The 26,735-nt window shown below is 49.2% G+C and carries 28 protein-coding genes; 20 read left to right on the top strand and 8 right to left on the bottom strand.

Features of this window, described 5'->3' with window-relative positions; genetic code table 11:
• Position 1: 1 nt before the first annotated feature.
• Together AB8599_RS15305 and AB8599_RS15300 are read right to left on the bottom strand one after the other, a co-directional pair.
• The gene (locus AB8599_RS15305; protein WP_407331722.1) at positions 2-1,009 is read right to left on the bottom strand and encodes an alpha/beta fold hydrolase; all 1,008 of its coding nucleotides are present in this window, start codon (positions 1,007-1,009) and stop codon (positions 2-4) included.
• A gap of 193 nt (positions 1,010-1,202) precedes the next feature.
• Complete coding sequence (locus AB8599_RS15300; RefSeq protein ID WP_407331721.1) at positions 1,203-2,804, bottom strand: AbgT family transporter; 1,602 nt, start codon at positions 2,802-2,804, stop codon at positions 1,203-1,205.
• Positions 2,805-3,041: 237 nt separating this feature from the next.
• On the opposite strand from AB8599_RS15300, the gene AB8599_RS15295 reads away from it, so the two are divergent.
• Entirely contained in the window at positions 3,042-4,043 is a 1,002-nt protein-coding gene (locus AB8599_RS15295; protein ID WP_407331720.1) for an acyltransferase, read from the top strand.
• Here the strand turns inward: AB8599_RS15295 and AB8599_RS15290 are convergent, their stop codons facing one another.
• Entirely contained in the window at positions 4,044-4,382 is a 339-nt protein-coding gene (locus tag AB8599_RS15290) for a DUF2500 domain-containing protein (protein WP_407331719.1), read from the bottom strand. It lies immediately after the preceding gene.
• Positions 4,383-4,622: 240 nt separating this feature from the next.
• On the opposite strand from AB8599_RS15290, the gene AB8599_RS15285 reads away from it, so the two are divergent.
• The 4 genes from AB8599_RS15285 to AB8599_RS15270 all read left to right on the top strand — a co-directional run bounded on the left by AB8599_RS15285 (position 4,623) and on the right by AB8599_RS15270 (position 6,526).
• Positions 4,623-4,985, top strand: a complete 363-nt coding sequence (locus tag AB8599_RS15285; protein WP_407331718.1) for a DUF4145 domain-containing protein — start codon at positions 4,623-4,625, stop codon at positions 4,983-4,985.
• 249 nt (positions 4,986-5,234) lie between these two features.
• Positions 5,235-5,858: a lysoplasmalogenase gene (locus AB8599_RS15280; RefSeq protein WP_407331717.1), complete on the top strand. Its 624-nt coding sequence runs from the start codon at positions 5,235-5,237 to the stop codon at positions 5,856-5,858.
• Between the two features lie 35 nt (positions 5,859-5,893).
• Positions 5,894-6,205, top strand: a complete 312-nt coding sequence (locus AB8599_RS15275; RefSeq protein WP_407331716.1) for a DUF2007 domain-containing protein — start codon at positions 5,894-5,896, stop codon at positions 6,203-6,205.
• An 84-nt stretch (positions 6,206-6,289) separates the two neighbouring features.
• The gene (locus AB8599_RS15270; RefSeq protein ID WP_407331715.1) at positions 6,290-6,526 is read left to right on the top strand and encodes a YecH family metal-binding protein; all 237 of its coding nucleotides are present in this window, start codon (positions 6,290-6,292) and stop codon (positions 6,524-6,526) included.
• A 76-nt stretch (positions 6,527-6,602) separates the two neighbouring features.
• Here the strand turns inward: AB8599_RS15270 and AB8599_RS15265 are convergent, their stop codons facing one another.
• Both AB8599_RS15265 and rsmD read right to left on the bottom strand, forming a co-directional pair.
• Positions 6,603-6,872, bottom strand: a complete 270-nt coding sequence (locus AB8599_RS15265) for a DUF1145 domain-containing protein (protein ID WP_407331714.1) — start codon at positions 6,870-6,872, stop codon at positions 6,603-6,605.
• Entirely contained in the window at positions 6,869-7,504 is a 636-nt protein-coding gene (rsmD, locus tag AB8599_RS15260) for a 16S rRNA (guanine(966)-N(2))-methyltransferase RsmD (protein ID WP_407331713.1), read from the bottom strand. The genes AB8599_RS15265 and rsmD overlap by 4 nt, the downstream gene beginning before the upstream one ends.
• A 253-nt stretch (positions 7,505-7,757) precedes the next feature.
• On the opposite strand from rsmD, the gene ftsY reads away from it, so the two are divergent.
• From ftsY to glpD, 8 genes are all read left to right on the top strand, one after another.
• Entirely contained in the window at positions 7,758-9,650 is a 1,893-nt protein-coding gene (gene ftsY, locus AB8599_RS15255) for a signal recognition particle-docking protein FtsY (protein ID WP_407331712.1), read from the top strand.
• A gap of 5 nt (positions 9,651-9,655) precedes the next feature.
• A complete protein-coding gene (gene ftsE, locus AB8599_RS15250; RefSeq protein ID WP_407331711.1) occupies positions 9,656-10,321 on the top strand; it encodes a cell division ATP-binding protein FtsE in 666 nt (221 codons plus the stop codon).
• Positions 10,314-11,219 (top strand): permease-like cell division protein FtsX, encoded by a 906-nt coding sequence (ftsX, locus tag AB8599_RS15245; protein WP_407331710.1) that lies wholly within the window; start codon positions 10,314-10,316, stop codon positions 11,217-11,219. Before ftsE ends, ftsX begins: the two co-directional genes overlap by 8 nt.
• Before the next feature lie 121 nt (positions 11,220-11,340).
• Positions 11,341-12,204, top strand: a complete 864-nt coding sequence (rpoH, locus tag AB8599_RS15240) for an RNA polymerase sigma factor RpoH (RefSeq protein WP_407331709.1) — start codon at positions 11,341-11,343, stop codon at positions 12,202-12,204.
• Positions 12,205-12,528: 324 nt separating this feature from the next.
• Positions 12,529-12,861 carry a thiosulfate sulfurtransferase GlpE gene (glpE, locus tag AB8599_RS15235; protein WP_407331708.1) on the top strand — a complete coding sequence of 111 codons (333 nt, stop codon included), beginning with the start codon at positions 12,529-12,531 and terminating at the stop codon, positions 12,859-12,861.
• 19 nt (positions 12,862-12,880) lie between these two features.
• Positions 12,881-13,729, top strand: a complete 849-nt coding sequence (glpG, locus tag AB8599_RS15230) for a rhomboid family intramembrane serine protease GlpG (RefSeq protein ID WP_407331707.1) — start codon at positions 12,881-12,883, stop codon at positions 13,727-13,729.
• Between the two features lie 120 nt (positions 13,730-13,849).
• The gene (locus AB8599_RS15225; protein ID WP_407331706.1) at positions 13,850-14,611 is read left to right on the top strand and encodes a DeoR/GlpR family transcriptional regulator; all 762 of its coding nucleotides are present in this window, start codon (positions 13,850-13,852) and stop codon (positions 14,609-14,611) included.
• A 211-nt stretch (positions 14,612-14,822) separates the two neighbouring features.
• The gene (glpD, locus tag AB8599_RS15220; RefSeq protein ID WP_407331705.1) at positions 14,823-16,325 is read left to right on the top strand and encodes a glycerol-3-phosphate dehydrogenase; all 1,503 of its coding nucleotides are present in this window, start codon (positions 14,823-14,825) and stop codon (positions 16,323-16,325) included.
• A gap of 93 nt (positions 16,326-16,418) precedes the next feature.
• On the opposite strand, the gene AB8599_RS15215 is transcribed toward glpD, so the two are convergent.
• Entirely contained in the window at positions 16,419-16,829 is a 411-nt protein-coding gene (locus AB8599_RS15215; RefSeq protein ID WP_407331704.1) for a flagellar basal body-associated protein FliL, read from the bottom strand.
• A gap of 157 nt (positions 16,830-16,986) precedes the next feature.
• Here AB8599_RS15215 and AB8599_RS15210 point away from each other — a divergent pair, with 157 nt between their 5' ends.
• Positions 16,987-17,523: a chorismate--pyruvate lyase family protein gene (locus tag AB8599_RS15210; protein WP_407331703.1), complete on the top strand. Its 537-nt coding sequence runs from the start codon at positions 16,987-16,989 to the stop codon at positions 17,521-17,523.
• Entirely contained in the window at positions 17,524-18,381 is an 858-nt protein-coding gene (ubiA, locus tag AB8599_RS15205) for a 4-hydroxybenzoate octaprenyltransferase (protein ID WP_407331702.1), read from the top strand.
• 124 nt (positions 18,382-18,505) lie between these two features.
• Here ubiA and plsB read toward each other — a convergent pair whose 3' ends face one another.
• A complete protein-coding gene (plsB, locus tag AB8599_RS15200) occupies positions 18,506-20,938 on the bottom strand; it encodes a glycerol-3-phosphate 1-O-acyltransferase PlsB (RefSeq protein ID WP_407331701.1) in 2,433 nt (810 codons plus the stop codon).
• Between the two features lie 244 nt (positions 20,939-21,182).
• Here plsB and lexA point away from each other — a divergent pair, with 244 nt between their 5' ends.
• From lexA to AB8599_RS15175, 5 genes are all read left to right on the top strand, one after another.
• Positions 21,183-21,803 carry a transcriptional repressor LexA gene (lexA, locus tag AB8599_RS15195; protein WP_407331700.1) on the top strand — a complete coding sequence of 207 codons (621 nt, stop codon included), beginning with the start codon at positions 21,183-21,185 and terminating at the stop codon, positions 21,801-21,803.
• 431 nt (positions 21,804-22,234) lie between these two features.
• A complete protein-coding gene (gene coxB / locus AB8599_RS15190) occupies positions 22,235-23,383 on the top strand; it encodes a cytochrome c oxidase subunit II (protein ID WP_407331699.1) in 1,149 nt (382 codons plus the stop codon).
• Positions 23,384-23,395: 12 nt separating this feature from the next.
• Positions 23,396-24,982 carry a cytochrome c oxidase subunit I gene (ctaD, locus tag AB8599_RS15185; RefSeq protein WP_407331698.1) on the top strand — a complete coding sequence of 529 codons (1,587 nt, stop codon included), beginning with the start codon at positions 23,396-23,398 and terminating at the stop codon, positions 24,980-24,982.
• 11 nt (positions 24,983-24,993) lie between these two features.
• Positions 24,994-25,548, top strand: coding sequence for a cytochrome c oxidase assembly protein (locus AB8599_RS15180; RefSeq protein WP_407331697.1), 555 nt, complete (start codon positions 24,994-24,996; stop codon positions 25,546-25,548).
• Positions 25,549-25,564: 16 nt separating this feature from the next.
• Positions 25,565-26,461 (top strand): cytochrome c oxidase subunit 3, encoded by an 897-nt coding sequence (locus AB8599_RS15175; protein WP_407331696.1) that lies wholly within the window; start codon positions 25,565-25,567, stop codon positions 26,459-26,461.
• Between the two features lie 58 nt (positions 26,462-26,519).
• Here the strand turns inward: AB8599_RS15175 and AB8599_RS15170 are convergent, their stop codons facing one another.
• Positions 26,520-26,726: a DUF2909 domain-containing protein gene (locus AB8599_RS15170; RefSeq protein WP_017002645.1), complete on the bottom strand. Its 207-nt coding sequence runs from the start codon at positions 26,724-26,726 to the stop codon at positions 26,520-26,522.
• Between the last annotated feature and the right edge of the window lie 9 nt (positions 26,727-26,735).

The raw sequence follows: 26,735 nt of genomic DNA, 5'->3' as shown, positions 1-26,735 counted from the left end.
CTTACGTCGTTTGCTCGAGAGGAGCAGTAGATAGACGCTCGAAAAACGACAGGGCCAGATTGAGCGCAATGTCGCGTGTCACATCCTTTTCGAACAAGAGTTCATGGCGAGAATTCGGCACAATATCAAACTGTATCGGCAGATTGAGTGCCTGACGCTCTCGGTGAAAACGGAACATGGCGTGGTTACAAACCACTTCATCACGTGCTGCTTGCATCACCAGCATGGGCATATCGATGATTCTGGCAGCCTCAATGGTGCGGGCGGCAGCGGATATGCTTTGCCATATCCATTGGCTGCTTGGGCCACCGACCTTGAGTGTTTGATTGTCCTCATACAGTTCGCGGAACCATTGATAGCGTGCTTCTGAATGGGTGAGCAAATTGTGCTTAAACGGTTTGAGCCAATAAGGAACCTGACCAGGCGCATAGCCTGCAGGATGCTGAAATTTGGACAGCAGTTGGCACAGCGGTTTGGCGACCTTTTGTAGTGTTGACGAAAGATTAATGCCAAACATTGGCGCGCTTAACGCTATCGCGTCAATGGCTGCTGGCTTTCTTGCCGCATAGAGGGTGGCGATCGCACCGCCCATGGAATGCGCCAAAATCATGCGTTGTTGATGAGGCTTTTGTGTCACGACTTCATCGACAAAGGTTTCGAGATCGTCAACGTAGTGCTCAAAATCCACCACATGGCCGATATCACTGCCAGTCACTAAGCGGTGGCTCTGTCCCTGACCGCGGTGGTCATAGCTATAAACATCGTAGCCTTGGTGGAATAAATCGAAAAACACTTCCTTATATTTTTCAGTCGCTTCAATGCGGCCATTGACCACCACGATAGCGCGGGTGTGTTCAGGCTTAGTGAAGGCGCACCAATGCAGACGCAGGCCATCTTGGCCAATAATCTGCCCTTGCTGGCGAGTTGCCCAAAATGGCGCAATCTGTTCCGTCATGGTGGTGGCTAACTCGTCTTCACGAGAAAATAAAAAAGGGCGTTCAATTGACATGTACATTCCGGTTAGGGGTTTTTATTTAGCATATCACGACACACCAGAAGTGCTTGGGTATGTGTGATGAAATCTCACCCGTCGTCAGAGAGAATGAGGCATCTAGACCAAAGGTTAGGCGTTGTTGAAGGTCAAATAGTCACAAACAAAAACAGCCAGCAAATGCTGGCTGTTTCTCTTTATATCTCAGAATTTACTGGCCGAAGTTAAAGTAGGTGGCTGAGCCGGGACCCACTGGCATGCCCGCAACGAATACCCACAGGTAGAAAAAGATACTCCAACCGAGCAAGAATACCAGCGTGTAAGGCAGCATGGTGGCGATCAGCGTACCTATACCCAAATCTCGCTTGTAGCGTGACGCAACCGCCAAGATTAGGCCGAAGTAGCTCATCATTGGGGTGATAAGGTTTGTGACTGAATCACCAATACGATAAGCCGCTTGAATCGTTTCTGGTGCATAGCCAACCAGCATCAGCATAGGAACGAAAATAGGCGCGGTGACTGCCCATTGTGCAGACGCTGAACCCAGAGTCAGGTTGATGATGCCGCACATAATGATGAAGGCGAAGAACAGCATTGGGCCGGTTAGACCGATGTTTTGCAGGAAGTCGGCACCGCCAACAGCAATCACCTGACCAAAGTTGGTCCATTTGAACAGTGCGACGAATTGAGCAGCAAAGAACACCAGTACAATGTAAAGACCCATCGCACTGATGGATTTCGCCATCGCGTCAATCACATCACGGTCAGTCTTCATGGTGCCGACGGTTTTACCGTAGACGTAACCTGGAACCGCAAAGAACACTAATATGAAGGCAACAATGCCTTTTAGGAACGGAGAGCCTGCAACCAAGCCCGTTTCAGGGTTACGCAGAATGCCCCATTCTGGCACGATGGTGAGTGCAAGCAAGGCGGATACGATAAGTGCCGCAATACCTGCGTTACGCATACCGCGTTTTTCAATGTCAGTGACCCTGCCTGCTTCTTTGGCTTCGAAATCTTCTGCCGCCATTGATTGATCGTATTCACCCAATTTGGGCTCAACAATTTTCTCAGTAACCAAGGCACCCAAAATGGTGATCAGGAAGGTCGACGCAAACATAAAGTACCAGTTCGCCTCAGGGCCAACCGTGTATGTTGGGTCGATCATTTGCGCAGAGGTTTCGGTAATGCCTGATAACAGTGGATCAACCGTACCAAGCAGCAGGTTGGCAGAATAGCCACCAGAAACACCCGCAAACGCCGCCGCAAGACCAGCCAGTGGGTGACGACCCAGAGAGTGGAAGATCATTGCTGCGAGTGGGATGAGAACCACATAGCCCAACTCTGAAGCCGTGTTAGAGATGATACCTGCAAAGACGATGGTCAAGGTAACCATGCGGCGAGATGCGCCCATCACCATCGATCGCATCGTGGCAGAAAGCAGACCCGAATGCTCTGCAACCGCCACACCCATCATGGCGACCAGCACGGTACCTAGTGGGGCAAATCCCGTGAAGTTTTTCACGAGGTTCATAACAATAAGCTGCACGCCTTCAGCGTTAAGCAAGCTTTTAACGTATATCATGCCGTCAGCAGCACGACCCGCAGTGCCATCTGGGCGCGGATCAGCGACCGACATGCCAAAGTAACCTGCAATGCCCGATGCAAAGAATATAACCACACACAAAATGGCGAAGAGGGTGACCGGGTGAGGAAGAAGGTTACCGAGAAATTCCACGGTATCGAGAAAACGGGAAAAAAAGGATTTCTTCGGCTTCCCGCCGTTTTGATGTTGCGAAGCTGATGTCTGCATCAGTTCCTCCATGTTAAACAACTGTCCATCTTTGGTTGGTAAGCATGTTAGGGTATTTAATTGCATAAATGCAATACTAAAGACTGCATTTCAATACTTATGCAGTCATATAATTTAAATAAAAATTAACATATGGTGTTAAATGTTGTTTGTTTTCTGTTCGGTTTGGCGAAATTATCGACGGGTTTACAATCAAAGCATCACCAGTGACTATTCGGCCCAAATTCTGGAACTGAAATGCAGAAAAAAGTCTTTTATTTCGAGCTGTTGCGAGTTGTTGCGGCAATAGCTGTGATCGCAATCCATGTTTTGGGGCCTTACCGCCATATCGGGAGCGATATTCCACAAAGTGACTGGCTTTCTGCCATTGCATTTAACGGTGCAAGTCGTTGGGCTGTGCCTGTTTTTATTATGATTACAGGTGCATTGATGCTTTCAGACACTCGTGCATTTTCACCTTCCTATTTTGTTAAGCGGCGAGTCATGAAGGTGTTCGTCCCTTTTGTGGTCTGGTCTGTTTTTTATGCGCTTCTCGCGGCAATTTCGTTACAAAATGTAAATTGGTCAGAAACCATACACCGATTGGCCCAATTGCCGATTGAAGAAACCTACTATCACTTGGGATTTTTCTATTATTTTCTGCCGCTCTATCTATTAATTCCGATACTTCGTCCTTTGGCACAACGAGAATCGCCTGACATGTTCAACACCTTGTTGGCGCTTTGGCTCAGTTTGTGTGTGGCGAGGTTGATGGGTGTTCATCTAGGTGCTGTTGAAGAGTTAGTGCTGTACGGAGGGTATTTACTACTCGGGTACGCGCTGCATCGACGCGAAGTACCCTTTGGACTGCTGTTGTTCTTGGGCGTGTTAGCGCTGGTGGCAACCGAATACACGGCCATTTCGCAAAGTGTCGCTAAGGGGTCATACACCAGCGCGGGCTGGTTCTCTTATAAGACGATTAATACCGTGCTGATTGCCGCCATGGTATTTGTGCTCTGCCAGCGCTGGGCCGAGCGTGTGTCGGATAAATGGCAAAAGCGGGTGACGCGTGTTAGTCGCCACTCGCTAGGGATTTACTTGATCCACCCGATTTTTCTATGGCCGCTGAGAGAAACAGGAATAATTTTTGGAATGGCATGGTTGAGCATCCCCTTGGTGACACTGGTCGTGTTTGTCTTGTCGTATTGGACCAGTGTCGGGTTGTCGAAGTGGCGCGCGACGGCGTGGTTGGTGCCTTAGTTAGTCAATTCGTTGTAGCTTAGCGAAGTGTACAAAGTCAGAACCGCGGTACGTTAATGTGCCGCAATCGCCTGGTTGTAGGGCATGATAATAATGAACACCGACTTGAAACTCGCGCTTCGGACCGCCAGAAATGGGCTCAACATAGATCCAATACTCTTCCGGATCTTGGTGCTGATCTGGGCTAGGTAGGGAAACAACTTGTTTATCAAGGATGCGGATATCGATAGCACGATCTTCTGCGCCTTGTCCCAGGGTGTGTTTTTGAAAGGTAAACACGAAGTAGACACCAGCAACCACCGCCAGGGCGAGCACGAGCAAAATCACAGAAATGGGCACGGTTGTCTCCTTAATCCGGCCGTAAAGGGTCGAACGTGAGTCTACTTCAGAAGAGAAGGTAGACATACTGCCACCAGAAACAATTCGTGATCGATCGCACTTATCCGTATCTGTATTGGTGCGAATGTAAACGAAGTTAAAGTGCTTTTTCATTTTTGATGATATGACTTAAGCTAATGAAAAGCATACGTTGCGGGTACAACGACTCCGCCCGATATGAAGAAACCATCGGAGGCCTACATGGATGACATCGCTGTTGTTGTGAGACAAAGCCGGCGACTTGAGCGCTTGCTCAAAGAGCATTATCACGCTCAAGGGCGAGGGCTTCATGAATTAGTGACCAGCTGCCAAGAGCGGCTGCCACACGATATCATTTCAAAGTTGCGTTTTGTTGCAACAATAAGAAATAAAGCGGTGCACGAGGACGGCTATGAAGTCGATGACATGAACGGCTTTGTTTCAGCCTGTAAGCAGTGCGAAAAAGAGCTGCTTCCTCGCAGCAACCGAATGATATGGCGCGTTGCAATTTTCCTCATCTTTGCCGTTACGGCTGGCGCGGTGTGGTTTTATGTCGAAAATTGGGGACACATTGTTGGTCGGTGATGTGTCCAAATCACAATCAAAAGAGCATTCATAATGAGTGCTCTTTTTCGTTGTTTCCCCGTAAAAAAAGAGATATCGATCGTCGCCAAATTGAGACGCACACTCATATTGAAAGGCTTACCCTTTCTAGGGGCATAAAGCGTCATAATGCCTGCTTTTGATGCGAGCTTCGCTTTCTGAGACATGTACGGTGGACATTCCATCTTGCATCCCTAGACTTGCTTGGCTCGCAATTTAAGGGAAGAGATCATGTTGAGTTGGCTTGCTGTTTGTTGTTCAGGGTTGCTGCACATCAATGCTGCTTATAAAGGCCCAAGATGGCAGTTTTATCTGTTTAAACCGCTGACTATTGCATTGATGATGCTGATCGCCGTAATGGGCGGTGAGGCGAATGTTTATACCTATTTCATCTTGGCTGGCTTGCTGTTTTCGTTGTTTGGTGATGTGTTCTTGATGTTGCCAAAAGATCGATTTATTCCCGGGCTGGTGAGTTTTCTGATTGCACATATTTTATATAGCGTCGCCTTTTGGCAGCAGTTCGACGGCTCCATGGTGTGGTGGCTTCCGTCACTGATAGGCGCGGCGAGTGTGATTATTTTTCTCCTCCTATTGCCAAACCTTGGTGCGTTGCTGATCCCTGTAGGGATTTACATCGCCGTGATAGGGCAGATGGCATGGGGCGCGGGTGAATTTTGGTTAAATGCACATTCACAGACGGCAGCCTACGCCTTTGGTGGCGCGTTATTGTTTATGGTGTCTGACACCGTGCTTGCCTTTGAGCGATTTAAAGGGCCTTTTCGTGCGTCAGTTTTGCTGGTGATGAGCACGTATTTTTGCGCCCAGGGATTGCTCACTTTGTCTGTGATGCCTTAGTTTGTCTGTGATGCCTCAGTAGGGAGAAGTCATTAATGTCTTGGATTCAAGTGTATAGTGCAAGCAATTCACTGGAGGCGCATAGTCTTAAAGGAATGCTTGAATCCATGGGGATGGATGTCATGCTTAAAGGCGACTCATTGGCGAGTGCCACAGGCGAACTTCCAGCCGATGTGGTTGCTGTGACCTTGTGGGTTGATGTCGCGCGTGAAGAAAAAGCGCGAACAGCGCTGCAACAATATGAAGCCCAAGCAGAAAGCCTTTGGTTCTGTCCATCTTGCCACGAAGAGAATGGCGGCAGCTTTGAAGTATGCTGGCAATGCAGCACACAGCGTGATGAATCCTGACCAACCTTGCGACATATCAAAACAGTCATTGCAGTACTGTGTTTCCATGACGTCCATTGATCACTGTGCGCTTGTGGAGTTGTAATGCCTGCGTCAATTCATGTTCATGAAATTCTAAATCACCTCAAATCAAATTCAATGTCCGAGCAAGCGCTGTCAGAGTGGGTGAACGGCCAATGGGGCGCTTCAGCACGCTTCCATACCTGCAGCCAAAACCGTCTTTCATTTAGCGAAGTGCTCGTGTTCTTGCGCCGTAGAAAGAAGATTCTTGAACAAGCAGGTTCGTTAGTGGTGAATGAAGCTCGGATCTGTCAGCACTGAACCAGTGCGACTAGGCTGAAATGCACCGTGAATGAAAAAGGCCTCAGAAGAGGCCTTTTTGCGAAGGGTAGGTCTATCAGCCAACCATGTATTTGCGGCGAATATCGAGCAGCGCGAAGATCCCGAAGATTAGGATCGACCATTTTTCCCAGCGGGTCATAGTGATTTTATCGCCAAATGCACCGATAAATATCAACATTTGTAAGCCATGCATACAGAACAGGAAGGCTGTCATGATATACAGCGCCATGGCTGCGACGCCTGGAAACGGCGAAACGATATTCGCGATTAATACCAACCAAACAAAGCCAATGGCCGCTTTTGCTAAAAAGATGAGTGCTTTCATTTTTCCTCTCTTTGGTACAGCCGGAAGCTCACTTGTCCGGCATGCTTTTCCTTAATCATGTCCCAATGCGCGGGCACGTCTGGCACACCAAGCTCTTTTTCCGCCTCAATGTAAATCAATGCGTTCTTGTTAAGCCAGCCATTGTGCTCGAGTTTGTTCAACACGTCACTCAACAAGTCTTTACGAAACGGTGGATCGATGAAGACCACGTCAAATGGCCGCCCGGTTTGCGATAAATATTGCAAAGCGTCGGTGTTATGCACTGTCGCGTTGTCGGCATTCAAGGTGGCAAGGTTGAGATTGATTTGCGCTGCAGCACCTTTATCAAGCTCTAGTAAGGTGACGTGGTCAGCCTGACGAGACAAAGCTTCAAGCCCTAAACCGCCGCTGCCTGCGAACACATCAAGGCATTTGGCCTGATATAAATCTGCCGCTAGCCAATTAAACACGGTTTCTTTCACACGATCTGTTGTAGGGCGAAGGCCTTCGACGTTTTTAACCGGCAATTTACGCCCCCGCCATTTGCCAGAAATAATGCGGACAAAACCAGAACCGCCACCTGCATTCGATGAAGGATGATTACCTCTGCCGTTAGGTTGTTTCGCAGGGTTTTTAGGGTTACGTCTTACCATAGATTTTTTGACCGCCAAGAAGGTGTTAGTATATGTCGGTTCGGTAACGGCTTAGCATTTTCAAGGTCAATTTGCCCTTTTTAAAATGATCAGCGACGTAAGGGTTTTGGCCTCTTTCGCCGAATTTTCTGCGCCGCAATGTATGTAATACATCGCCGTTACCTCACTGCATTTATAAGGCGCAGTGCTCACAGTTTAAGATTAGCGCGATGTCATCGTGCTGATTGTACCAATCATGCTTTAGGATTTGCCAATGGCAGAAAAAAAGAAACGCGGATTTATGTCCTGGCTGGGTTTCGGCCGCAAGAACGATGAACAAGAACAACAGGCTGAACAAGCCCGTTTACAAGCTGAAGCTGATGCGATAGCACAGGCCGAAGAGCAAGCACGCCTTCAAGCGGAAGCTGACGCGAAAGCACAAGCCGAAGAGGCTGCTCGCCTGCAAGCAGAAGCGGATGCGAAAGCACAAGCTGAAGAGCAAGCACGCCTGCTAGCAGAAGAGGATGCGATAGCACAGGCCGAAGAACAAGCGCGCCTGCAAGTAGAAGCCGATGCGAAAGCACAAGCCGAAGAGGCTGCTCGCCTGCAAGCAGAAGCCGATGCGAAAGCACAAGCCGAAGAGGCTGCTCGCCTTCAAGCGGAAGCTGACGCGAAAGCACAAGCCGAAGAGGCTGTTCGCCTGCAAGCAGAAGTTGATGCGAAAGCACAAGCTGAAGAGCAAGCACGCCTTCAAGCAGAAGCGGACGCGAAAGTTCAAGCCGAAGAGGCTGCTCGCCTGCAAGCAGAAGCTGATGCGAAAGTTCAAGCCGAAGAGGCTGCTCGCCTTCAAGCAGAAGCTGATGTGAAAGTTCAAGCCGAAGAGGCTGCTCGCCTTCAAGCAGAAGCGGATGCGAAAGCTCATGCCGAAGAGGCTGCTCGCCTGCAAGCAGAAGCCGATGCGAAAGCACAAGCTGAAGAACAAGCGCGCCTGCAAGCAGAAGCCGATGCGAAAGCACAAGCTGAAGAGGCTGCTCGCCTGCAAGCGGAAGCTGACGCGAAAGCACAAGCTGAAGAACAAGCACGCCTGCAAGCGGAAGCCGATGCGAAAGCACAAGCTGAAGCTGATGCGAAGGCACAAGCCGAAGAGCAAGCACGCCTGCAAGCAGAAGCCGATGCCATTGCTGCAGAACAGTTGGCCGCCGAAGAGCTGGCGAAGACGCAAGCCGAACAGGAAAAACCTCAGCGAGAAGGTCTTTTTGCTCGTTTAAAGCGCGGCCTTCAGAAAACCAAAGCCAATCTAGGTGCGGGTTTCTTTGGTTTATTCAGCGGCAAGAAAATCGATGACGAGTTGTTTGAAGAACTCGAAGAGCAGTTGCTGATTGCTGATGTTGGTATGGATACCACAACCAAGATCATCAATAACCTGACCGACAATGCTTCTCGCAAAGAGCTGAAAGACGGTGAGGCCTTGTATGGTCTGCTTAAGCAGGAAATGGCTGGCATCTTGAGCAAGGTTGAAAAGCCTCTTAATGTGGCCAACCAAGATGGGCCATTTGTGATCCTGATGGTCGGCGTTAACGGTGTGGGTAAAACCACCACTATTGGTAAGCTCGCCAAGCAATTCCAGCAAGAAGGTAAATCCGTCATGCTGGCGGCAGGTGACACTTTCCGCGCGGCGGCAGTCGAACAGCTACAGGTTTGGGGCGATCGCAATAACGTTCCTGTGATTGCACAGCACACGGGTGCAGATAGCGCATCAGTGATCTATGACGCGATTGAAGCTGCAAAAGCACGCAAAGTTGATGTGGTCATCGCAGATACCGCCGGTCGTTTGCAAAACAAAGCTAACCTAATGGAAGAGCTGAAGAAAATTGTCCGTGTCATGAAAAAGCTCGACGAAAATGCCCCGCATGAAATCATGCTAACCATCGATGCGGGTACGGGCCAAAATGCCATCAGCCAAGCGCGTTTGTTCAATGACATCGCGCCGCTTTCAGGTATCACCCTGACCAAACTTGATGGTACCGCCAAAGGTGGCGTTATCTTTGCGGTGGCCGATCAATTCAACATTCCTATTCGTTACATTGGTGTCGGTGAAGGGATTGATGATTTGAGACCTTTTGTGGCAGAAGATTTTATCGAAGCACTGTTTAGTCAGGAGGACTGATAGGCGTGATCCAGTTTCAGCAGGTTAGTAAAGCCTACCGCGGTGGGCAGCGAGCATTACAGAAAGTAAGCTTTCACTTACCCAAAGGCGACATGGCATTTCTGACCGGTCACTCTGGTGCAGGCAAAAGTACCCTGCTGAAACTTCTGTGCGCGATTGAACGGCCAAGTGACGGCAAAATATTGTTCAACAATCACGATATTTCGCGTATTGACCGCAAAGAGATCCCTTTTTTGCGCCGCCACATCGGGGTGATTTTTCAAGATCACAAACTCCTGATGGACAGAAGTGTGTTTGACAATGTGGCGCTGCCGCTGCGTATTGAACAAGCCAACGAGTCTGACGTTAAAAAGCGTGTTTCTGCGGCACTAGACAAAGTGGGCTTGTTAGATAAAGCCGCGTGCTTGCCTATCCAGCTTTCAGGTGGTGAGCAGCAACGTGTGGGTATCGCCCGCGCGGTGGTCAATCGTCCTCAAGTATTGATTGCCGACGAGCCGACTGGAAATTTGGATGCGGCGTTATCGCAGCAAATCATGGAACTCTTTCGTCAGTTCAACCAAGTGGGCGTCACTGTCCTCATGGCGACTCACGATACGTCTTTATTGAGCCGTTATGACATGCGTCGATTTGACCTAAACCAAGGTCATCTGTCGGAGGTGGCGCGTGGCTAACTTTTTGTCTTTGCACAAACAGCAATGCGGACAAGCCCTGCGTGATTTGCTGGCTAAGCCGACGGGGAATTTGTTAACCGTATTGGCATTGGCTTTTTCATTGGCATTGCCTGTGACGCTCTACATGTTGGCCAAGAATGTGGTGGCAGTCAGTGCACAATGGCAAGCACCTAATCAGTTAACGGTTTATCTCAATGAGATACCGGAAGACCGAGCGATATCACTGAGTGATGAGATTGGTCAGTGGTCTGAGATTGATACCGTTGCGTATATCTCTCCTGAGCAAGGCTTGTTGCAGCTTCGACAGATCCAAGGGTTTGATGAAGCAGTGAGTTTGCTCGATGACAACCCGTTACCTGGGGTGATCGTGGTGACGCCGATCAGTGATGATGCAGCCGCCGTAACGGCGTTGGCATCAAAGCTTCGCGCAGAATCAGACATTCAAGAAGTGCGTCTTGATAGTGACTGGCTACAGCGTCTTGCCGCGATTGAATCTTTGGTGCTGACATTAACTTGGGTGTTCTCCGGTCTTATGTTGATGGCAGTGTTCCTTATCGTGGGGAATACCTTACGATTACAAGTGCTGAACCAAAAACAAGAAATTCAGGTCATGAAGCTGGTTGGTGCTACCGATAGCTACATCCTTCGACCCTATTTGTACACGGGCGTTTGGTTAGCATTGTCCGGTGCAGTGGTTGCTTGGATTGTGGCAACGATAAACAGCTTTTTACTCGATGCGGCTGTGGCAAAATTGGCTACATTATATAGCAGTGGTTTTCGTCTCAGCGGCTTAGGTGTCGATGAAACGCTACTTCTGTTTATGGTCGCAGGTTTGATTGGTTTGTTGGCTGCACGCTTAGCGGCGGCGAGGCACTTGAGAGACATTGAACCTGTTTGATAAATTGCAGTCACATAAATGGTGACTATTTACTCAGGCTTGCAGTTTTTTTTAACTTGAGTACAGTATGCCTTGGTCTTTCGGGGCCGTTAATGTTCGATAAATTCGAAAAGAGGTGAAAATGACAGCAGAGATGTATGCACTAGCCCCAATCTCAAGAGATAGCTTGGATAGCTATCTGCGTCAGGTAAACAGCCATCCTATGCTGTCTGCCGACGAAGAGCGCGAGCTTGCAGAACGTCTGCACTACGACGAAGATTTGGACGCGGCGAAAAGCCTGATCCTATCTCATCTGAGATTTGTTGTTCATATTGCCCGTGGTTATTCTGGTTACGGGCTTCCCGTGGCCGATCTGGTGCAGGAAGGCAATATTGGTCTGATGAAAGCGGTTAAGCGCTTCAACCCAGAAGTGGGTGTGAGACTGGTATCTTTTGCGGTGCATTGGATCAAAGCCGAAATTCACGAATACGTTCTGCGTAACTGGCGTATTGTGAAAGTGGCGACGACTAAGGCTCAGCGTAAGTTGTTCTTCAACTTGCGTAAGTCTAAAAAGCGTCTGGGTTGGTTTAACGCTGATGAAGTTAACTTGGTTGCCGAGCAACTAGGTGTTGATGCATCTGAAGTACGTGAGATGGAATCCCGTCTTGCTGCACAAGATGCAGGCTTTGATGGCGGTGCAGACGATGATGAGCGCGAAGGCCCTGTGGCCCCTGTTTTCTTTTTGGAAGACAAAAGCTCAGATGTTGCAACTAACCTTGAAGCGCAAAACTGGGAAGACCACGCTAACCGCCGATTGGCACAAGCGATGTCAGGGCTGGATGAACGAAGCCAGCACATTATTCGCTCGCGCTGGTTGGACGATGATAACAAAGCGACTTTGCAGGAATTGGCGGATCACTATCAGGTATCTGCTGAGCGTATTCGACAGCTCGAAAAGAATGCGATGCGCAAACTGAAAGAAGCGGTGGGCGAAGACGCATTGTAATCGTCAATCCACGAAGATCCTAAAAGCCGGCATCATTGCCGGCTTTTTTGTACCTGAACAACCCTTATCCCGTTTGGTCTCAGATTACTTGTCCACAGCTTTATTACGATCAACACTACATGTAGTGGATCCTCGGTCTAGATCCTACTTTATCAACGCAATCCACAGTCTTTTCCACAGGTGGTGAAAAAGCGTACAAATTCCCTATTATCTCTGTGGCAAGGATTGGCAAAAACTCGGGTACAATGGTGTTTTACTTGTTGTTTCTCACTGTGTGGTTGAAATGACAGTACCTTAAATGATGTAACGGGAGTGGAATAACCCATGGAACAATTTGCGCATATCTCTGTATTGGATGCTTGGCAGTTGCTGCAGGACAACGATCAGAACGCAGTGATCGTCGATATTCGGGATCCTCAGTCATTTTCGCTATCTCATCCACAGGGCGCATTTCACCTGACCAATGACACCATGGTGCAATTTGGCCAGACCGTTGATTATGAACAACCCGTATTGGTAATGTGTTATCACGGCGTGAGTAGCCAGGGCGCGGCACAATATTTGGTTAACCAAGGCTTTGAGCAGGTGTACAGTGTAGATGGCGGATTCGAAGCGTGGCATCGACAGTCATTGCCCGTGGCAGGCAATAACGATTAAGAGCGATTAAGAGGTATTAATGATAAGGCTGATTGCAATTTCCAACCCTCGTGCCGGACAGGCATTTATCGATTACATGGCATCAAGACACATTGAAATTCAAATGATGCCTGAAGGGGAGGGGCAATTTGCCTTGTGGTTAGTTGAAGCTCAGCATCAAGCTGAGGCTGAATCAGAGTTACAGGCATTTTTACACGACCCAACTTCCCGTCAGTACCAATCGGCCTCATGGGATATGGCCGAAAGCCGTACTGCGCATTTTACCTATCCACGTCAGAAGATACTCACCTCGCTCAAGCAAAACGCTGGCCCGTTTACTCTGTTCATCATGGCGGTATCCATTCTCGCCTATGCAGGGCTAACACTTGGCTTTGGTAATGAAGTCTTTTCCCTGCTGCACTTTCCCGCTACAGATGATCAACAGTGGCAACTTTGGCGTTTGTTCACCCACGCGCTATTGCACTTCTCTGCGACTCACATCGTGTTTAACCTACTGTGGTGGTGGGTGCTGGGCGGCAAAATAGAAAAGATAAGCGGCAGTGCTAAGTTGGTTCAGCTTTTCCTGCTCACTGCGCTGTTCTCTGGTTTGGGGCAGTATGTGTTTGAAGGACCTGCGTTTGGTGGTATGTCGGGCGTGGTGTATGCCTTGCTGGGATACTTGTGGCTTATGGGGACATTGGCGCCTTCTCGCGGGTTGTCGATAGAGCCAAGCTATGTCGGTTTTATGCTGTTGTGGTTGGTGGTGGGTTTCTTTGAACCCTTCGGCATGGCTATCGCCAATATGGCGCACCTCTTTGGTTTGGTGTCAGGCTGTGCGATTGCAGTGTTTGATGCCAAGTTCTCCCGAGCCGCGAGAAACCCTTCTTAACTGTGATGCTTAGTGGGATGCTTAGTGTGATGCGCGCTCACCCTTAGGCTTGCCCGCATTGGCAATGCGGTTATCGCCACGTAAACTAAGCATAGATTTCGTGTTTGCACAGAGGACACAGTGAAACAAACACTACGACATCAGGAAATTCTCGATTTAGTTCGAAGTAAAGGCTACGTCAGCACCGATGATCTGGTTGCGTTTTTTGACGTCAGCCCTCAGACGATTCGTCGTGATCTCAATGAACTGGCTGCGGAAAACAAGATACGACGTCAGCACGGTGGCGCGACCATTCCATCCAGCTCCGTCAACACCGCTTATGACGCGCGCAAAGTGATGCAGCAAGATGCCAAGAATAAGTTGGCACAGGCGCTGGTGGCGCATATTCCTGATGGCGCGACCTTGTTTCTCGATATCGGCACCACCCCCGAGGCGGTAGCGCGTGCACTGCTCAATCATCAAGACTTACGCATTGTGACTAACAACCTCAATGCCGCCAGTATTCTGATGGTGAAAGAAGATTTTCAAATCATCATGGCGGGTGGCGAAGTGCGTAACCGTGATGGCGGCATAATGGGTGAAGCGACACTGGACTTTATTTCTCAGTTTCGGCTCGATTTCGGCATATTGGGGATCAGCGGGATTGATCTCGACGGTGGCCTGCTTGATTTTGATTACCACGAAGTACGCGTTAAACAAGCCATTATGCAAAACAGCCGTTCTGTTATGCTGGCTGTAGATCACACGAAATTCGGGCGTAACGCCATGGTCAATGTGGGTGATATTACCCAAATCAACATGCTGTTTACCAACTCACCTTTACCAGAAACCATTGCTGCACGCCTGCAAGACACTGAAACACTGGTCGAAATCATTCTTTAACCCTCTGGTCTCTCGTCCTCGCCGCCGCTTGGCGGCGTTTTTGTATCCACCTTTTGTTGTATTTTTCGCCTTATTGTCACTGGACAAGGTGATTATTTGCACTAAAATGCTCGTAAACGAAAATTAAATGCTCGAATGAGCGCAAAAAGTCACGGTGTGATCGGCGCGAGTGGGCAAAAGGGATAATGCAGAGGACAGAATGAGCGCAGAGATGTTGGATATACTTGTCGTGGGTGGCGGGATAAATGGAGCAGGTATCGCGGCGGATGCTGCCGGTCGAGGGTTGAAGGTCGGGTTGTTTGAGGCCGATGACTTTGCATCTGCGACATCGTCAGCCAGCTCGAAATTGATCCACGGTGGCCTGCGGTATCTTGAGCATTACGAGTTTCGTTTAGTGAGTGAAGCGCTCGCTGAGCGTGAAGTCTTGCTTCGAAAAGCCCCGTTTCTCGCTTGGCCAATGCGTTTTCGTTTACCTCATCGCCCCCATCTTCGCCCTGCATGGATGATACGTGCTGGCCTCTTTCTCTATGATCACCTTGGTAAACGCACCAGTCTTCCCGCCAGCAAAGGAATCAAGTTTGGCGAAGAGTCAGTGCTGAAGCCTGAAATTACTCAAGGTTTCGAATACTCAGATTGCTGGGTTGATGATGCGCGTTTGGTAGTATTAAACATTATGGATGCGGCGGAGCATGGCGCAGAAGTGCGTAACCGTTGCAAAGTCACTAAGGCGACCAGAATGGCGGGTCACTGGGAGGTCGAGATTGTCGATCAACTCACCCAAGCGCGATTTATTCGTCACTGTAAAGTGCTGGTTAATGCCGCGGGTCCTTGGGTAAAACAGTTTTACGATGACAGTACTGAGCTGACATCCCCGCGCGGTATTCGTTTGATCAAAGGCAGCCATATCGTGGTGCCGAAAGTGCACAATGAGTCGGCAGCGTATATTTTACAAAATGAAGATGGCCGCATTGTGTTTGTGCTGCCTTATCTTGATTGCTTCTCGTTGATTGGCACAACCGACGTTGAGCATCACGATGACCCACGAAAAGCATCTATTGATGACAATGAAATCGCCTATCTTTTAAAAGTCTACAATCAGCACTTCACTAAAGAGCTAACCCGCGAGGACGTGGTGTGGACATACAGCGGTGTTCGTCCGCTTTGTGATGATGAATCAGACTCGCCGCAAGCCGTCACTCGCGATTACACGCTAGAGCTTGATGGTAACGGCGGCAATGCGCCGATTTTGTCTGTGTTTGGTGGCAAGCTCACCACCTATCGAAAATTGGCACAAGCTGCAGTAAACAAGCTCCAACCTTTCTTTGCTGACATGGACAAGCCTTGGACTGCAGACAGTGTGTTGCCGGGCGGTGAAGGCATTGCTTCATTCAGTGATGTTGAATCTGCGCTGGCGCATCGTTTTCGTTGGATGGATGCGATGACAGTCAACCGTTTAGCGACAACCTATGGCGCTAGAGTGTGGGTTTGGTTAGACAATATTGAGCAACAGTCTGATCTGGGGCAGGATTTTGGCGGCGGTTTGACCCAAAAAGAAATTGATTACCTGATGGCGACAGAATACGTGCAAACGGCGGAAGATTTGCTTTGGCGTCGAACTAAGCTTGGGTTGTATTTGACGCAACAAGAACAGCACCAAGTGGCAGACTACGTGTCGAAATGCAGCCAGAAAGTGGGTGATGTGGTCGGTGCTTAACAGTGAATAGATGCACGTCGAGATCTGTTTTCACTTGAATATTTGAAGCAACAAGAAAGGCGTACCTCGGTGCGCCTTTCTTGTTTGTTTGGCTTACTGATAGAGATACTTAGTGAACAGTAGATCTGCCAGCACCTTCTGATTGGTTTCAGCCAATAGCAGGGCATTGACCTTTTCTAAGCAGTTTTTGCGAATGGCTTCTCGTCCTGACAAGGATTTTATGCGCACTTCGTTTTCTTGGCTCAACACTTCAATAATGGTGTCGCGTATCAGCGGCTGGTGGTATTCCAGCATTTGGATTAGTGATGGGTCATCAACCATCAGATCGATGCGCACATTGATAAAGCCGAGCTTACGACCGTCGGTAATAAAGTTGGTCGTGATTTCAGGCTCCAGCGTGAAATAGCTAAATTTCGCTGCTTCCTCTTCTGCATTAGCAATGGATGGAACAGAGAGTAATAGCGTTAATAACAAGGCGAAAATGGCGGTAATATTTTTATTCATGGTTTTTGCCAAACCCCAGATTTAATGAAACTCTTGTGGTAGTTTAGCTGCGCATGCGTGAGCACAGCTGTGTACAATAGCGCACTATTAATACTAAACATTAATGGCAGATTCGGCGAAAGTTTTGTTGCTATTTTGCTCTTCGGCTCAGGATAAGATGTCAGATTTCAAACGATTACACGTGAAAGCCCTTGTGGAGGCGAATTGGGAGGCCCCAGACTGGCAACTGCTGGAAAAAACAAAGGAAGGTGAGTGGCTGCTTGAGCGTCATTCTATGACGGAGCGCTTGAAAGCTTGCTGCCGTACGCTGACCGTTGAGGTGCTCGGCCTTCACGACGTGGAAAGAGAGGTGTTATCGGACTCCGAGCGTCAATTATTGGGTGATCAGGCGTGCTTGGTACGCGAAGTGGTTCTCTTTGGTGATGATGTGCCTTGGCTATGTGCCCGCACACTTGTGCCGATGTCAACATTGACAGAGCAAGAGCAAGATATCGCTGACCTCGGCGCTGTGCCACTCGGGCAGCGTGTCTTTAATCAGGCCAATGCGCGTCGTGATGCGATTGAAGTGGCACATTTAACGTTTGACGGGCAGGTACTTTTGGCGCGACGTTCTCGATTGTGGGTGAATGATAAACCCATGCTGGTCTCCGAACTGTTTTTACCTCATGCACCCATTTATCAGGAGGAAGGCTAAATGGACGTGGCTAAAGCAAGAGCCTTTTGGCAATTGACCCGCATGGACAGGCCAATTGGTAGCCTGTTGCTGCTGTGGCCGACACTGTGGGCGCTGTTTCTCGCGGCGGATGGCTTGCCAAATATTCATGTATTGTTAGTTTTCGTGCTGGGCGTGGTCATGATGCGCGCCGCTGGGTGTGTGATTAATGATTTTGCTGATCGTAACTTTGACGGACACGTCAAACGCACACAGCAACGCCCTCTGCCTTCAGGGAAAATCACAGCCAAAGAGGCGCTGGCCTTGTTTGGCCTGCTGGTACTTGGCGCGTTTATGTTAGTGCTGACGCTCGACCCGCTCACTATCAAGCTTTCTGTGGTGGCTTTGGCGCTGGCGTTTATCTACCCCTTTATGAAGCGCTTCACGCACATGCCACAATTGGTGCTGGGGATGGCGTTTAGCTGGGCTATCCCGATGGCCTATGCGGCTCAAGCGGGTGAACTGCCGCCTGTCGCGTGGATGCTGTTTCTTGCCAATGTGGCGTGGACAGTAGCCTACGACACCTTGTATGCCATGGTTGACCGTGATGACGATGTGAAAATTGGCATTAAGTCGTCGGCGATTCTGTTTGGGAAGTACGATAAAGCTGCTGTGGGCGTGCTGCAACTGGTGACCTTGTTGCTGCTGGTGCTGGTGGGGTATTTATCTCAATTGGCGGCGGTTTATTACTGGTTCTTGTTGGCCGCTTCTGCGCTGTTTGTTTATCAGCAGTGGTTGGCGAAAAGTCGAGACAGGGATGCGTGCTTCAAAGCGTTTTTGAACAACAACTATGTCGGCATGCTGGTGTTTATTGGTGTTGGCCTGGCTGTCTTAGTTTGATGATGCACAGTGCGGCTTCACTGCTCGCTTTGGTTACTGAGAAAACCGACAACAGAATAGAAAAGAAAACCCTCGCTTTCAGCGAGGGTTTTTTTATGGGTATATTTGTGATGTTAGCTGCGGGTTAGCTTTCGGTTGGCTGATTCAAGATGGCTTGAATGGTCAGCTGTACTTCCGGAGATATTAAGCCCAACACGCACTCTTGCAGGGTTTCGATGTGCTCTGCTTTCGCATGGTCATCGTCGTTGAGGTAGCCCTCTTCACGTAATGAGGCCACCAGTGTACTGAACACGCCCTTGTCGAAGAACTCCGGCGCATTGATGCCGTGTAGACGGCTCAAGCGTTGCGCCATCATCTGGCTTTGTTGCTCCAGATCGGATTTCGACACGTTTGGCTCATGGCAGAACAAGGTGATAGTAATAGCGTAACGCTGCAAGGTTTCCGCAATGGTTCGACCCAGCAGTTGTAGCTGATTCAACTTGCCCGGGGCGCGATGCAGCATGTCACCATCAGTCGTTATCAGTGATTGACGCTCTAACTCGACAATCACAGCATCTACATAACTCGCCAAGGCTTCGTCATCAAAGCTCATGAACAGCTCGGCTTTGAGCAGTGGATATAACTGACGAACCGTATCAATCAAGGCAACGCGATTGACGCTCGTTTTGAACACCAGCATCTGTGCAATCAATGACGGGATCGCAAACAAATGGATAATGTTGTTGCGATAGTAGGTCATCAAAATAGCTTGCTGACGATCCAGTGAAATCACTTCACCTAGTGAATCTTTCTCTACCACAAACTTGTTCAGCGTTAGCGCATGCTCAACCAACTCTTGTGCCGAGTCTTCTGGCACTGTACTGGTCGATGAATACGGTACTTGTCGCAGCAACTCAAGGTAAATGTTCAGTTGCTCTTCGAGTGCTTCGCGGCTCAATGCTCGTTGACGAGAGGCCAGCAATGCCGTGGCACAAAGCGTTAAGGCGTTCGCCGCAGCCGCATCGTTGATTTGCGTCATCATGCGTTCAGCCAACTCATTCACCACGGGATTTAGCCAGGTTGGACGCTGTGGCTCAATCGGGTCAATGTCTTGGTGCCAGTTTGGTGCTTTCTCATTGAGGAAGTGATTGACCTGGATCGGCTCGCCAAAGTTTACATACCCTTTCCCGTAGTTGCGCAGCTTACGAAGGATACCCAGCACTTGGCCGAAACTTTCTTTCTCTTTGCGCTTACCTTGCAGCTCTTTGGCGTAGGTGCTGACTTCCATGACATGTTCGTAGCCAATGTACACAGGCACAAGGGTGACGGGGCGCTTAAGGCCACGAAGCATGGCTTGAATGGTCATGGCGAGCATGCCGGTTTTGGCTGGAAGCAGACGACCGGTTCGCGAGCGACCCCCTTCAGAGAAGTACTCCACCGAATAGCCTTTGGCAAAAAGCTCAGCCAGATACTCACGGAAAACCGTGGAATACAGGCGATTACCTTTAAACGTACGACGCAAGAAAAACGCGCCGCCACGACGGAAAATTGGCCCTGCTGGGAAGAAGTTTAGGTTAACACCCGCTGCAATGTGCGGAGGTACCAAGCCTTCCTTATATAAGGTGTAAGACAGCAGCACATAATCCATGTGCGAGCGGTGGCATGGCACGTAAACAATCTCGTGACCATCTTGTGCCAGTTGACGAACTCGCTCCGCATTATTGATATTAATGCCTTGATACAGCTTATTCCAAAGCCACGTCAGCAGGCGGTCGGCGTAGCGGATAAGGCTCGGAGAGAAGTCAGCAGCAATTTCTTCCATCATGTCGATGGCTTCTTTGCGCACTTTCTCGACGGGCACGTCTCGGCTAACTGCTTCTTCTTGTACCACTTTGTCTATGGCTTTAGAGGCGAGTAAACGCTTAAACAAGGCTTGGCGGTCTGGCAAGTTCGGGCCTGACGCTGCCATCTTCTGACGAGAGAAGTGGATTTTTGCCACGCGCGCAAGCTTGTTGGCAATAGTGGTATCAGTGCCGTGCTTGTCCGCCATGAAACGCAGTGATACAGGGCTACTTAACCGCACCATGCTGTCTCGACCGAGTGTCAAAATGGTGTAGCACTTTTGCAGGCTGTTCATTGCTTTTAATGATGCAGCCGCTGGGCGTGATTCGTTACCCGGATTACGATCCCACACCACAGACGCAGGAATCAGCTGAATATCAAGCTCAGAGTCGCGCTTGTGTAGCTCGAGCAGTTCAGTAAACAGGGCGATGGACTCAGTAGGGACCGGATCGCCATGGCTGAACATGCGCTTGCCTTCAGAAACGAAAACATAGCGTTGTAGGCTTTTTCCGCCGAGCTCTAATGGCTCAAGCGGGTCTGGCAATCCCAGCTGCAAGCAGATATTGCGCAGCGTGAGCAGATCGGTGTGAGAGCGAAATGGCAGAACATAAACCATCGGGCGAGTGAGATCGAAGCCCAACTGATTGATAGGGTCTGACGGGATACTGATCGTTTTGACCAGTACAGATAAAGGTAAATTCAATAGCTTGTGATAAAACGATTGCCAAGCAGACATCTGATCGCGGCCTCTTATGTTTTGTGCGTGGCAAGTCTAGCAGAAAACGTCTCCGAACTTGCAGCGAAATGACAGTATTACGCATGCTTATGTCAGCCATGAGTCAATGCGGGCAATCGAAGATTAAGCAAGAAAGTGTGATCGCGAAGAGGTGGATTGGCGCGATTGATGCTAAATGCGTCTTTTCAACTCGTTAAACACTGGATATACTCACAGTTAACTGTATAAAAAGACAGGTCTGATTATGAAGCCGTTAACCGCAAGACAGCAGCAAGTCTTTGATCTTATCAAAGCAAAAATCGACGACACGGGCATGCCACCAACCCGTGCTGAGATCGCGAAGGATTTGGGCTTCCGTTCAGCCAATGCCGCGGAAGAACATTTGAAGGCGCTGGCGCGAAAAGGCGTGCTTGAAATCGTACCTGGCGCGTCGCGTGGTATTCGTTTATTGATTGAAGCGGAATCCGCCAATGATGTTGGTTTACCGTTGATTGGCCGCGTGGCCGCGGGTGAACCTATTCTGGCGCAAGAGCATGTGGAAATGCACTACAAGGTTGATCCTGGCCTGTTTAAACCGAGCGCAGATTTCTTGCTTCGTGTTAACGGTATGAGCATGAAAGACATCGGTATTATGGATGGCGATTTACTGGCCGTGCATAAAACACAAGATGTCCGTAATGGCCAAGTTGTGGTGGCACGCGTTGAAGACGATGTCACCGTCAAGCGTCTCGAGCGCAAAGGCACACAAGTGTGGTTGCATGCAGAGAATGAAGAATTTTCGCCAATCGTGGTGGATTTAACCCAGCAAAACTTAACCATTGAAGGTATCGCCGTCGGCGTTATCCGTAATAGCGATTGGATGTAATCCTACTCGCGACATGTGGAAATAGTCGAAAATAGGCAGTGAGAGACAAAAGTGCTCTGACTGCCTTTCTTTTTGCCTTTTTGCGTGCCACAAACTTGTGGAATCGGCCTTTGCTCGTAAGCATTTTTCAGAATGCTTAAGCTGTACTATCTTCTTCGTTCACCGATAAAGCCCTTACTAAATAAGGGATTCCTTATCCTCCATTTCGGCCTTCCCTTACAGAATCAGCACAAAAAGATTACTGATGAAACACTTGTCTCCATCTCGTAATTTCGTGGCTGGCATCAAGTTTCAGCGTATTTAGCTGCGCATTTTTTGTTCTTTTCTTATTCATTGCCTAGGTTTAATTGTAAATAAAGTGTTAATCGATGTTTCTATTTACTGCGCTCATTGACTCACTGTAATGCGTAGTGATTTCTAGGAGGGATCCGGTGACGACTCGCCAATTTCTATCCACGCTCGCGCTTCTCCCGTCATTTGCTGCGGTGTCTGCAGATGAATCGTCCTCGTTTAACCTGACCAAAGGGGTAACGAATATCAGTGGGCAGGTCTATGACTTGCACATGACGATTCTCTATATCTGTGTCGCCATTGGTGTTGTGGTGTTCGGTGTCATGTTTTGGTCTATCGTGCACCACCGCAAATCCAAAGGTGCCGTGCCGGCAAATTTCCATGAAAGCACCAAGGTAGAAATACTTTGGACCTTAGTGCCGTTTCTTATCTTGATTGGTATGGCCGTTCCTGCCACGCGAGTATTGATAGCAATGGAAGACCCGTCTGATTCAGACATCACCATTCAAGTCACAGGATCGCAGTGGAAATGGCACTATCGCTATTTTGACCATGACGTATCGTTCTTTTCTTTGCTTGCGTCATCACCCGCACAAATTAATGGTGAGCTGACGAAGCGAGAAAATTACCTGCTAGAAGTTGACCGCCCCTTGGTCGTGCCTATTGGTAAAAAGGTGCGTTTTCTGATCACCTCTGAAGATGTCATTCACTCTTGGTGGGTGCCGGCTTTTGCGGTGAAGAAAGATGCTAACCCAGGCTTTATCAACGAAGCGTGGACCAAAATCGACAAGCCTGGCATTTATCGCGGTCAATGCGCCGAGCTATGCGGTAAAGACCATGGGTTTATGCCTATTGTGGTGATTGCAAAGCCTGTTGATGAATTCAACGTTTGGGTTCAGGAAACCGCGGCTGTTCAAGCCAAGGTTCGCGAGGAAGAGCAAAAATTACTGTCGATGAACATGGACATGGAAGAGCTAATGACGCTCGGCGAGGAGGTTTACAATTCACGCTGCGCGGCCTGTCATATGGCCAATGGTCTTGGTATTCCTGGTGTGTTCCCAGCACTTGCACAGTCTGATATGGCGACAAAATCTGAAAGACTTGTTGAGCACTTGAATATTGTTATCCACGGCAAGTCGGGGACAGCAATGCAAGCCTTTGGTGCACAGTTGGGCTTGAAAGAGTTGGCCGCGGTAATTACCTACGAGCGCAATGCGTGGGGCAATGACACGGGGGATGCGATTCAGGCTTCCCAGATTAATGCAGTGCTTAACGGTGATGACCTTTAAGGAGAAACGGCAATGACGGATATGACGCCCGATCAGGTCGGTCATGACGACCATGATCATAAACCTCGCGGGATGATGCGTTGGCTGTTGACGACCAATCACAAAGATATCGGCTCCATGTATCTGATATTCAGCTTTACCATGTTCCTGCTGGGCGGCGCGATGGCGTTGGTTATCCGCGCTGAATTATTCCAGCCTGGATTGCAGTTGGTTGAGCCAAACTTCTTCAACCAGATGACCACCATGCATGGTTTGATCATGGTGTTTGGCGCTGTCATGCCAGCCTTTACTGGGCTTGCTAACTGGATGGTTCCGCTAATGATTGGTGCGCCAGATATGGCGTTACCACGCATGAACAACTGGAGTTTCTGGATCCTGCCTTTTGCATTTCTGATGCTCATCATGTCTTTGTTCATGGAAGGTGGCGGCCCCAACTTTGGCTGGACTTTCTACGCACCACTCTCTACGACTTACTCGCCTGATAGTACCGCCCTGTTTGTGTTTGCCATTCACATCATGGGTATTAGCTCCATCATGGGGGCGATTAACGTTATCGTTACCATCATGAATCTGCGTGCGCCGGGCATGACATACATGAAAATGCCCTTGTTCGTTTGGACATGGTTTATTACTGCGTTCTTGTTGATTGCTGTCATGCCTGTGTTGGCAGGGGCCGTCACCATGGTGCTCACTGACAAGTATTTTGCGACTTCCTTCTTTGATGCTGCCGGTGGTGGTGATCCAGTGATGTTCCAGCATATTTTCTGGTTCTTCGGTCACCCCGAGGTATACATCATGATATTGCCGAGTTTTGGCATTATTTCGGCCATTATCCCAGCCTTTTCACGTAAGAAGCTTTTTGGTTATGCATCCATGGTTTACGCGACAGCGTCCATTGCGGGTCTAAGCTTCATTGTGTGGGCGCACCACATGTTCACCACGGGCATGCCAGTCTTTGCAGAGCTGTTCTTCATGTACTGCACCATGCTGATCTCGGTGCCGACTGGGGTGAAAGTATTTAACTGGGTTGCCACCATGTGGCGAGGCTCGTTGACATTTGAAACGCCGATGCTGTTTGCGCTCGCTTTTATTGTGCTGTTTACGATTGGGGGTTTCTCGGGTCTGATGCTGGCGATTACGCCAGCGGATTTTCAATACCACGATACCTACTTTGTGGTGGCGCACTTCCATTATGTACTGGTGACAGGGGCCATCTTCTCCATCATGGCGGCCGCGTACTACTGGCTGCCGAAATGGACGGGGCACATGTACAACAACACGCTGGCATCTTGGCATTTCTGGTGCTCGCTGGTTTCGGTCAACATCCTGTTCTTCCCCATGCACTTTTTGGGTCTCGCCGGTATGCCACGCCGTATTCCTGATTACGCCCTGCAGTTTGCCGATATCAATGCGATCGTGAGTGTGGGTGCGTTCTTATTTGGTTTCTCTCAGCTGATTTTCTTGGTGTTGGTAGTGAAATGTATTCGTGGCGGCGAGCCTGCGCCTGCGAAGCCTTGGGAAGGTGCAGAAGGGCTCGAGTGGGAAATTCCATCTCCAGCGCCTTATCACACCTTTACCACGCCACCGAAAATTGATTGAAGGATCGAATCATGGGTGAGCAAGAACACGACAGTGCACAGCGTGAGTCAGGTCGTTCAGCGTTAAAGCTAGCGGGCATGGCGGTGCTGATGTTCGGGTTTGCGTTTGCCCTTGTTCCTTTGTACGACGTGTTTTGTGATATCACTGGCATCAATGGCAAAACCTCTGATGTGGCGGCGCAAGAAAGCCAAGAGGTGGACTTGTCTCGTACCGTGACTGTCGAGTTTGTTGCCTATATTAATCCCGGTCTTGGCTGGGATTTTACGCCTGAGATGAAAGAAATCACGGTACATCCGGGTGAAACACACACCATTGCATATCGCGCAAAGAACAACACGGCGATCAATTCCATTGGGCAAGCTGTGCCATCGGTATCTCCCGGGCTGGCTGCTCAATATTTAAATAAAATTGAATGTTTTTGCTTTAACCGTCAGCCATTGGAGGCGGGTAAAGATGCAGAGTTGCCACTGGTTTTTTATGTAGACCCCGCAATTCCTGACGACATCCACACCCTGACGTTGGCTTACACCTTGTTTAGCGCAAAAACTGAGCCTGTGACTCAATAACCGCAGTGAGGTCATCATGACAACAACGCACACAAAGTCCGACACACCGCAGGACTACCAAAATTACTACGTACCTGCACAGAGCAAGTGGCCGATTATTGGTGCCGTAGCCCTGTTTCTGATCGCGACTGGCTCGGGTTCAACTATCGCCGGATTGTTTGGCGGCAATGGCCCTTGGATGCTGCTAGCGGGCGTCGGTGTGTTGTTCTTTATGCTGACAGGGTGGTTTCGTGACGTGATTCATGAGTCGATGGGGGGGTTGTATTCCCATCAAATGGATCGCTCGTTTCGTCAGGGCATGAGCTGGTTCATATTCTCAGAAGTCATGTTCTTCGCCGCATTTTTTGGCGCCCTATTCTACGTTCGTTTTATTGCGGTGCCTTGGTTAGGCGGCGCAAGTAACAACGCGATGACCGCCGAGGTACTTTGGCCTGATTTCATTCCGGGATGGCCGCTCGAAAAAACACCGGGTGGGACAGAAACCACCGCCATGGGCGCGTGGGGTTTACCACTGATCAACACCGTTATTCTGCTGACGTCTTCTGTCATGATTCATATCGCGCATGTTGCGATGGAAGAAGGCAACCGTAAGCGTGTGATTCAATTTCTTGGCCTCACTGTGCTGCTGGGCTGGATATTCCTTTTCCTTCAAGGTGAAGAATATGTTCATGCCTATCAAGAATTGAATCTGCGTCTGGATTCCGGTGTGTACGGCAATACCTTCTTTTTATTGACCGGTTTCCATGGCATGCACGTGTTTCTCGGCTCGGTCATCTTGTTTATTGTTTGGTTGCGTGTTTTGAAAGGGCATATGTCGCCCGACCATCATTTCGCGTTTCAGGCGGGGGCTTGGTACTGGCACTTTGTTGATGTGGTGTGGCTGTGTCTGTTTGTGTTTGTTTATATCTTATAGAAAGTGAAAGGGGTTGGCATGCCAACCCCTTTCGCGTCGTTGCCAATCCAAAGTGGGGTTAATAAGGGCGCGGATTGGGTTCAATGAGTCCGGTCGCAAGCGCAATCAATAAGATGACAAACACAATCACAGAGAAGAGCACACGCCTGCCGAGATAGCGTGACATACGAACATCAGTACGCCCTTTGATCATAATGGGAAGCGCGCGAAACAGATTGAAAATAATAAAGATTAACAGGCAGACGAGGATAGCTTTGAGCAACATATTGCCTCC

It is taken from the genome of Enterovibrio litoreus, assembly GCF_045679545.1.
Classification (GTDB): Bacteria; Pseudomonadota; Gammaproteobacteria; order Enterobacterales; family Vibrionaceae; genus Enterovibrio.
This window is presented reverse-complemented; position numbering and strand designations above follow the sequence as displayed.

Coding starts and splice junctions, on each gene's coding strand:
- rsmD (WP_407331713.1), bottom strand. CDS start 7,504: ATGGTAAGACGTAACCCTAAAAACCCTGCGAAACAACCTAACGGCAGA.
- rpoH (WP_407331709.1), top strand. CDS start 11,341: ATGACAGCAGAGATGTATGCACTAGCCCCAATCTCAAGAGATAGCTTG.
- AB8599_RS15295 (WP_407331720.1), top strand. CDS start 3,042: ATGCAGAAAAAAGTCTTTTATTTCGAGCTGTTGCGAGTTGTTGCGGCA.
- AB8599_RS15305 (WP_407331722.1), bottom strand. CDS start 1,009: ATGTCAATTGAACGCCCTTTTTTATTTTCTCGTGAAGACGAGTTAGCC.
- AB8599_RS15285 (WP_407331718.1), top strand. CDS start 4,623: ATGGATGACATCGCTGTTGTTGTGAGACAAAGCCGGCGACTTGAGCGC.
- ctaD (WP_407331698.1), top strand. CDS start 23,396: ATGACGGATATGACGCCCGATCAGGTCGGTCATGACGACCATGATCAT.
- AB8599_RS15275 (WP_407331716.1), top strand. CDS start 5,894: ATGTCTTGGATTCAAGTGTATAGTGCAAGCAATTCACTGGAGGCGCAT.
- AB8599_RS15270 (WP_407331715.1), top strand. CDS start 6,290: ATGCCTGCGTCAATTCATGTTCATGAAATTCTAAATCACCTCAAATCA.
- glpG (WP_407331707.1), top strand. CDS start 12,881: ATGATAAGGCTGATTGCAATTTCCAACCCTCGTGCCGGACAGGCATTT.
- AB8599_RS15180 (WP_407331697.1), top strand. CDS start 24,994: ATGGGTGAGCAAGAACACGACAGTGCACAGCGTGAGTCAGGTCGTTCA.
- AB8599_RS15265 (WP_407331714.1), bottom strand. CDS start 6,872: ATGAAAGCACTCATCTTTTTAGCAAAAGCGGCCATTGGCTTTGTTTGG.
- glpD (WP_407331705.1), top strand. CDS start 14,823: ATGTTGGATATACTTGTCGTGGGTGGCGGGATAAATGGAGCAGGTATC.
- AB8599_RS15280 (WP_407331717.1), top strand. CDS start 5,235: ATGTTGAGTTGGCTTGCTGTTTGTTGTTCAGGGTTGCTGCACATCAAT.
- AB8599_RS15300 (WP_407331721.1), bottom strand. CDS start 2,804: ATGCAGACATCAGCTTCGCAACATCAAAACGGCGGGAAGCCGAAGAAA.
- AB8599_RS15175 (WP_407331696.1), top strand. CDS start 25,565: ATGACAACAACGCACACAAAGTCCGACACACCGCAGGACTACCAAAAT.
- ftsY (WP_407331712.1), top strand. CDS start 7,758: ATGGCAGAAAAAAAGAAACGCGGATTTATGTCCTGGCTGGGTTTCGGC.
- glpE (WP_407331708.1), top strand. CDS start 12,529: ATGGAACAATTTGCGCATATCTCTGTATTGGATGCTTGGCAGTTGCTG.
- lexA (WP_407331700.1), top strand. CDS start 21,183: ATGAAGCCGTTAACCGCAAGACAGCAGCAAGTCTTTGATCTTATCAAA.
- plsB (WP_407331701.1), bottom strand. CDS start 20,938: ATGTCTGCTTGGCAATCGTTTTATCACAAGCTATTGAATTTACCTTTA.
- AB8599_RS15210 (WP_407331703.1), top strand. CDS start 16,987: ATGTCAGATTTCAAACGATTACACGTGAAAGCCCTTGTGGAGGCGAAT.
- AB8599_RS15215 (WP_407331704.1), bottom strand. CDS start 16,829: ATGAATAAAAATATTACCGCCATTTTCGCCTTGTTATTAACGCTATTA.
- AB8599_RS15170 (WP_017002645.1), bottom strand. CDS start 26,726: ATGTTGCTCAAAGCTATCCTCGTCTGCCTGTTAATCTTTATTATTTTC.
- ubiA (WP_407331702.1), top strand. CDS start 17,524: ATGGACGTGGCTAAAGCAAGAGCCTTTTGGCAATTGACCCGCATGGAC.